We start from the raw sequence: 6727 nt of genomic DNA, 5'->3' as shown, positions 1-6727 counted from the left end.
GGCGCTTTATAGTGGCCGACCTCCGTTTCATCAAGTAGCCGAGCCCCATGTCCGAGCCACGCAAGATCCTCGTCACCAGCGCCCTGCCCTATGCCAATGGTTCGATCCACCTTGGCCATATGCTGGAATACATCCAGACCGATATGTGGGTACGCTTCCAGAAGCACCGCGGCAACCAATGCATTTATGTCTGCGCTGACGACGCCCACGGTTCGGCGATCATGCTGCGCGCAGAAAAAGAAGGCATCACCCCGGAACAACTGATCGCCAATGTCCAGGCTGAACACAGCGCCGACTTTGCCGACTTCCTGGTGGACTTCGACAACTTCCACTCCACTCACGCCGAAGAAAACCGTGAGCTGTCGAGCCAGATCTACCTCAAGCTGCGCGACGCCGGGCACATTGCCCAACGCTCGATCACGCAGTACTTCGACCCGGAAAAGAAAATGTTCCTGGCCGATCGCTTCATCAAGGGCACCTGCCCGAAATGCGGCACCGAAGACCAGTACGGCGACAACTGCGAAAAATGCGGCGCCACCTACGCGCCGACCGACCTGAAGGATCCGAAGTCGGCGATCTCTGGCGCCACGCCGGTGCTCAAGGACTCCCAGCACTTCTTCTTCAAGCTGCCGGACTTCCAGGAAATGCTGCAAGCCTGGACCCGCAGCGGCACCCTGCAAGACGCCGTGGCGAACAAGATTGCCGAATGGCTGGATGCCGGCCTGCAGCAGTGGGACATTTCCCGCGATGCGCCGTACTTCGGTTTCGAGATTCCGGGCGAACCGGGCAAGTATTTCTACGTGTGGCTGGATGCGCCGATCGGTTACATGGCCAGCTTCAAGAACCTCTGCAACCGCACGCCGGAGCTGGACTTCGACGCGTTCTGGGGCAAGGACTCGACTGCCGAGCTGTACCACTTCATCGGCAAGGACATCGTCAATTTCCATGCGCTGTTCTGGCCAGCCATGCTCGAAGGCGCCGGCTACCGCAAGCCGACCGGCATCAACGTGCACGGCTACCTGACCGTCAACGGCCAGAAAATGTCCAAGTCCCGCGGCACCTTCATCAAGGCCCGGACCTACCTGGATCACCTGTCGCCGGAATACCTGCGCTACTACTACGCGGCCAAACTGGGCCGTGGCGTCGACGACCTCGACCTGAACCTCGAAGACTTCGTGCAGAAGGTCAACTCCGACCTGGTCGGCAAAGTCGTCAACATCGCCAGCCGTTGCGCCGGTTTTATCCACAAGGGCAATGCCGGCCTGATGGTCGACACCAACGCTGCGCCAGAGTTGACCGAAGCCTTCCTGGCCGCCGCGCCAAGCATCGCCGACGCCTATGAAGCCCGCGATTTCGCCCGCGCCATGCGCGAGATCATGGGCCTGGCCGATCGTGCCAACGCCTGGATTGCCGACAAGGCACCGTGGTCGCTGAACAAACAGGAAGGCAAACAGGATGAAGTCCAGGCGATCTGCGCCACCGGCGTCAATCTGTTCCGCCAACTGGTGATCTTCCTCAAGCCTGTGCTGCCGTTGCTGGCCGCCGATGCCGAGGCGTTCCTCAACGTCGCACCGCTGACCTGGAACGACCACGCAACCTTGCTCGCCAACCATCAGTTGAACGAGTTCAAGCCGTTGATGACCCGGATCGACCCGGTGAAAGTGCAAGCCATGACCGACGCTTCGAAAGAAGACCTGACCGCCAGCCAGACCGACACCGGCGAAGCCGCACCTGCCGGCAACGGCGAACTGGCCAAAGACCCGCTGTCGCCGGAAATCGACTTCGACACCTTCGCCGCAGTCGATCTGCGCGTGGCGCTGATCGTCAAGGCCGAACACGTGGAAGGCGCCGACAAGCTGTTGCGCCTGACCCTTGATATCGGTGACGAGCAACGCAACGTGTTCTCCGGGATCAAGAGTGCCTACCCGGATCCGTCCAAGCTCGATGGTCGCCTGACCATGATGATCGCCAACCTCAAGCCACGGAAAATGAAGTTCGGCATCTCCGAAGGCATGGTGATGGCGGCCGGCCCTGGCGGTGAAGAAATCTACCTGCTCAGCCCGGACAGTGGCGCCAAGCCAGGTCAGCGCATCAAGTAGATTTTGCGCTGAATCGATCCCACAGTCGTGCCTGGCGCGGCTGTGGGATTTTCATGTCTGGCCCATACTATCCATCAGGTGTGGCTTCACCTACAGGGTTATCCGGCAGCGGATATGGACAATCATGACCGATACGCTTTTGACGCTCTTCAGTGCAGCCTTGATCAACAACCTCGTGTTGCACTGGCCGCTGGGCGTCGATCCGCTGTTGGGCAGCAAGCGCCGGCAGGTCCATGCGCTCGGCATCGCGACGACATGCCTGATGTTGATGGCAGGCGTAGTCGGCTATGCACTGTACCGCTGGCTACTGGTGCCACTGGATCTGGCAACCCTGCGCCTGTTCGTCTTTCTGCCACTGAGCGTCCTGCTGATCGACCCCCTGCTCAAACTGCTTGCGCGGTTGTTGCCCAAGCTTTCGTTCGAAGGCCTGTGGTTGCTACTGGCAGGCAATGCCGGCGTCCTGGGAGTGACACTGTTCAATGTTCAGGACGACAACGGTCTTTTCCATGCCACGGCATTGAGCCTGGGATGCGGTCTGGGTTTCTGGCTGGTGCTGAGTCTTTTCAACGATTTGCGCCAGCGCACACTCGATAACGATGTTCCACTGCCCTTTCGCGGCTTGCCGATCGACCTGATCGGTGCCGGCTTGATAGCAGTGGCTTTTCTCGGATTCAGCGGACTGATCAAAACATGAGTCTGATTCAACGCATCGACGCCCTCCTGCCGCAAACTCAATGCGGCAAGTGCGGCCACCCAGGATGCAAACCTTACGCCGAGGGCATCGCCGCCGGCGAGCCGATCAACAAGTGCCCCCCGGGTGGCAGCGAAACCATCAATGCCCTGGCCCAACTGCTGAACGTGCCGGTATTGGAACTGGACGTCAGCCGAGGTTCAGCCCCGGCGCAGATCGCCTACATTCGCGAAGCCGAATGCATTGGCTGCACCAAGTGCATCCAGGCCTGCCCCGTCGATGCCATCGTCGGCGCGGCAAAACTGATGCACACGGTGATCATCGACGAATGCACCGGTTGCGATCTCTGCGTGGCGCCATGCCCGGTCGATTGCATCGAGATGCGTCCGCTGCCGATGGAGACCGTTGTGCCGATTGTCGGCGGTCTGGCATTCAGTCTTGACGATCAACGAGCCCGTGCCGAGAAGCGCAGTCATGCACGACGCCGGTTCGAACAGCGCAACGCCCGTTTGCAACGCGAAGAACAACAGAAGGCAGCCGAGCGCCAGGCTCGCTTGCAGCGAACGCCGCAGCCCGTTGAAGCCGCACTCGATCCAGTGCAAGCCGCCCTTGAACGCGTCCGCGCGCAAAAAACGGCGAATGCCGATGCGGCGCTGAAAAAAGCCAAGATCGACGTCGCGATGAGCCGGGCACAATTGCACAAGTCGCTGAAGGCTTTCGGCCATCCGCCCACCTTTGAACAGCAGTCGCAACTCGTCGTCCTGCAGCAGCAGTTCGAAGCAGCCGAACGTACGTTGACGCAACTGGAAAATGTCGCGCCGTCGGTCCCAGTGCCGCGTCCGGCAGCGGCGACAAACGATGCCGAGTTGAAACGGGCAAAAATCCAGCTGGCCATGCGCCGCGCCGAACTTAAAAAAGCCCAGACCAGCGAAGCCTCCGCCGAACAGATCGAAGCCCTGCAGCGTGCCCTCAACGAGGCCGAACGCCAGGTGGAAGCCTATGCCGTCTTTTGAGTCAGTTGACGATCGCTTGCAGCAGGCCATGAAACTGGTGCTGCTGGCCACCCTGCCCGGAGCACTGATGATGTTCTGGCTGTACGGTTGGGGCGTGTTGATCAATCTGATGTTGGCCGGCATCGCTGCATTGTCGGTCGAAGCGGCCATGTTGCACCTGCGCAAGCGACCACTCGGGGCCAGCTTGAGCGACGGCAGCGCGTTGGTCAGCGCAACCCTGTTGGCGTTGGCCCTGCCACCCTATTGTCCGTGGTGGCTGACCGTCAGTGCCGCCGCGTTCGCGATGGTATTGGGCAAGCACTTGTATGGCGGTGTCGGATCGAACCCGTTCAATCCGGCGATGCTGGGTGTTGCTCTGGTGCTGGTGACATTCCCGCAACAGATGACCCATTGGCCGTCATCCCACGGCATGGACCTGTCGAGTGCTTTACAACAGGTGTTTGGCTTTGGACAGGCACCGGATGCGTGGGTCCGGGCCACGGCACTGGACAGTCTGCGGATCAACAAAAGCCTGACAATGGACGAACTGTTTTCGGCGAACCCGGCGTTTGGTCACTTCGGCGGCCGCGGTGTGGAGTGGGTGAACCTGGCATTCCTCGCCGGCGGCGCATTTTTGCTGCAACGTAAAGTGTTCAGTTGGCATGCGCCGGTCGGCATGCTGGCAAGTCTGTTCGTTATCAGTCTGTTGTGCTGGAACGGCTCGGGCTCTGACTCCCACGGTTCACCGCTGTTTCACCTGCTCACCGGTGCAACCATGTTGGGGGCATTCTTCATCGTTACGGAACCGGTATCTGGCGCCAAAAGCCCCATAGCCCGCCTGTTGTTTGGCGCCGGGGTCGGGCTGTTGACGTACCTGATTCGTACCTGGGGCGGCTACCCGGATGGCGTCGCCTTCGCCGTGCTTTTGATGAACCTCTGCGTTCCGGCGCTGGAGAGGTTTGCAGTCGCTCGTCAGGAGCAGAGCGCATCATGAATCGTGCGTCGAGCGTTGCGATCCTGGTTTTACTGGGCGCATTTGGCATAGGCCTGAGTTATCTCGCGCAGCTCAACAGTGCGCCGCGCATCGCCGCCGAGCAGCGCTTGATCGACAGTCGCAACCTGCTGGATCTGCTACCACCTGTCAGCTACGACAATCAGCCGCTGGAACAGCCGCTCACACTCCAGGACACCGCGTTGGGCAACAGTACCCTTATGGCCGGGTACCGAGCGACCAAGGCCGGTCAACCGTACGCTGTGTTGCTGCGCAGCCAGACCCTGGGTTACGCGGGCGCTATCGACCTGCTGATTGCCATCGACGCCAACGCAAGGCTGATCGGCGTCAAAACACTCAAACAAGCGGAAACCCCGGGGCTCGGCGCACGAATCGCCGACTGGCCCAACGCCTGGCTCCAATCGTTTACCGGCAAGTCTCGTTTTGATCCTGACGACAAGGGCTGGGCCTTGAAAAAGGATCTCGGGCAGTTCGATCAATTGGCGGGGGCGACCATTACCTCACGAGCAGTGATCAACGCCACCCACGACGCGCTGCGTTATTTTGATGAGCATCGGCAACAACTGCTCGGGAGCGCCGGCCATGAGTAAAACATCGTTGCTGCCGTGCTCATTGATGCTCGCACCACTCATTGGCGTTACCGGCTCACTGGCGAGCGCATTGGGCCTGTGGTTGATGTTCGTTGTCGTGATCAGCGCGTTTGGCCTTGGCATGAACATCTTGCGACCACGCTTGCTCCCGGCAACGCATTTGTGGGCAAGCGTGCTGCTTTCGGCCACGCTCACCAGTTGCGCGGAACTCGGCGCACAAGTCTGGTCGTTGCAATGGCATCATCAAATAGGGATCTATGCGGCGCTGCTTGCTTTGCAATGTGTCGTGCTGGAACACAACGGATTCTTTCAGAGCACCTGGCGAGACCGCCTGCGCCTGTATGGGCTGTTCGGCGCCCTGATGGTCAGCCTCGGACTGCTGCGCGAATTCATTGGTTACGGGACACTGGGTCATCACTTGTCGTGGTTGGTCGCTGCAACGCACGCGCAATGGCAAGGCTGGGGACTGACCACCGACGGTGGCTTACGCCTGGCTACGCTGGCTCCAGGCGGTTTTATTCTCCTGGGTCTGCTGATCGCCGCATGGCAAGCCTGGCATCGCCCGACACCTTCACACTGACGCCCTCGAGGACACGCACTGCCCATGAATGCTGCAAAACGTCTGGAAATATTCCGCAGGCTGCATGAAGACAACCCGGAACCAAAGACCGAACTGGCCTACTCCTCACCGTTCGAATTGCTGATCGCCGTTATTCTTTCGGCGCAATCGACCGACGTTGGAGTCAACAAGGCCACGGCAAAACTGTTTCCGGTCGCCAACACCCCTGCGGCTATTCATGCGTTGGGCGTTGAAGGACTGTCCGAATACATCAAGACTATCGGCCTGTTCAACAGCAAGGCAAAAAACGTCATCGAGACATGTCGGTTGCTGGTCGAGCGCCATGCAGGTGAAGTGCCGCAGACCCGAGAGGAACTGGAAGCCCTGCCCGGGGTTGGCCGCAAGACTGCCAACGTCGTGCTCAATACCGCATTCCGGCAGCTGACCATGGCGGTGGACACCCACATTTTCCGGGTCAGCAACCGCACCGGCATTGCACCTGGCAAGAATGTCGTCGAGGTCGAGCACAAATTGATGAAGTTCGTGCCCAAACAGTACCTGCTCGACTCACATCACTGGTTGATCCTGCATGGGCGCTATGTATGCCTGGCCCGCAAGCCGCGTTGTGGCAGTTGCCGTATCGAAGACCTGTGTGAATACAAGCACAAGACCTCGGACGATTGAGGCTCTATTAGAATTACCGATTCATCGATTGAAAAAATCTTTTTTACCCGCCAGGAGATTGTCGATATAAGGAGCCCCAAAGGCCTTCTTAGCCTGGAGT

7 protein-coding genes are annotated in these 6727 nt (G+C 59.6%); all 7 read left to right on the top strand.

Annotated elements, in window-relative coordinates; translation table 11 throughout:
• The first annotated feature begins 47 nt into the window (after nt 1-47).
• The 7 genes from metG to nth all read left to right on the top strand — a co-directional run bounded on the left by metG (nt 48) and on the right by nth (nt 6627).
• Complete coding sequence (gene metG, locus D8V06_RS23970) at nt 48-2099, top strand: methionine--tRNA ligase (RefSeq protein WP_056853590.1); 2052 nt, start codon at nt 48-50, stop codon at nt 2097-2099.
• A 124-nt stretch (nt 2100-2223) separates the two neighbouring features.
• Entirely contained in the window at nt 2224-2793 is a 570-nt protein-coding gene (locus tag D8V06_RS23965; RefSeq protein WP_130905940.1) for an Rnf-Nqr domain containing protein, read from the top strand.
• The gene (gene rsxB / locus D8V06_RS23960; protein WP_130931938.1) at nt 2790-3803 is read left to right on the top strand and encodes an electron transport complex subunit RsxB; all 1014 of its coding nucleotides are present in this window, start codon (nt 2790-2792) and stop codon (nt 3801-3803) included. The genes D8V06_RS23965 and rsxB overlap by 4 nt, the downstream gene beginning before the upstream one ends.
• Nucleotides 3790-4776 (top strand): RnfABCDGE type electron transport complex subunit D, encoded by a 987-nt coding sequence (locus D8V06_RS23955; RefSeq protein ID WP_130931937.1) that lies wholly within the window; start codon nt 3790-3792, stop codon nt 4774-4776. Before rsxB ends, D8V06_RS23955 begins: the two co-directional genes overlap by 14 nt.
• A complete protein-coding gene (locus tag D8V06_RS23950; protein WP_130906862.1) occupies nt 4773-5384 on the top strand; it encodes an RnfABCDGE type electron transport complex subunit G in 612 nt (203 codons plus the stop codon). The genes D8V06_RS23955 and D8V06_RS23950 overlap by 4 nt, the downstream gene beginning before the upstream one ends.
• Entirely contained in the window at nt 5377-5964 is a 588-nt protein-coding gene (locus D8V06_RS23945) for an Rnf-Nqr domain containing protein (protein ID WP_130931936.1), read from the top strand. The genes D8V06_RS23950 and D8V06_RS23945 overlap by 8 nt, the downstream gene beginning before the upstream one ends.
• 24 nt (nt 5965-5988) lie before the next feature.
• A complete protein-coding gene (gene nth / locus D8V06_RS23940) occupies nt 5989-6627 on the top strand; it encodes an endonuclease III (RefSeq protein WP_056853596.1) in 639 nt (212 codons plus the stop codon).
• The last annotated feature ends 100 nt before the right edge of the window (nt 6628-6727 follow it).

Source organism: Pseudomonas sp. Sample_24 (genome assembly GCF_004307605.1).
GTDB lineage: Bacteria > Pseudomonadota > Gammaproteobacteria > Pseudomonadales > Pseudomonadaceae > Aquipseudomonas.
This window is presented reverse-complemented; position numbering and strand designations above follow the sequence as displayed.

Coding starts and splice junctions, on each gene's coding strand:
- nth (WP_056853596.1), top strand. CDS start 5,989: ATGAATGCTGCAAAACGTCTGGAAATATTCCGCAGGCTGCATGAAGAC.
- metG (WP_056853590.1), top strand. CDS start 48: ATGTCCGAGCCACGCAAGATCCTCGTCACCAGCGCCCTGCCCTATGCC.
- D8V06_RS23945 (WP_130931936.1), top strand. CDS start 5,377: ATGAGTAAAACATCGTTGCTGCCGTGCTCATTGATGCTCGCACCACTC.
- D8V06_RS23955 (WP_130931937.1), top strand. CDS start 3,790: ATGCCGTCTTTTGAGTCAGTTGACGATCGCTTGCAGCAGGCCATGAAA.
- D8V06_RS23965 (WP_130905940.1), top strand. CDS start 2,224: ATGACCGATACGCTTTTGACGCTCTTCAGTGCAGCCTTGATCAACAAC.
- rsxB (WP_130931938.1), top strand. CDS start 2,790: ATGAGTCTGATTCAACGCATCGACGCCCTCCTGCCGCAAACTCAATGC.
- D8V06_RS23950 (WP_130906862.1), top strand. CDS start 4,773: ATGAATCGTGCGTCGAGCGTTGCGATCCTGGTTTTACTGGGCGCATTT.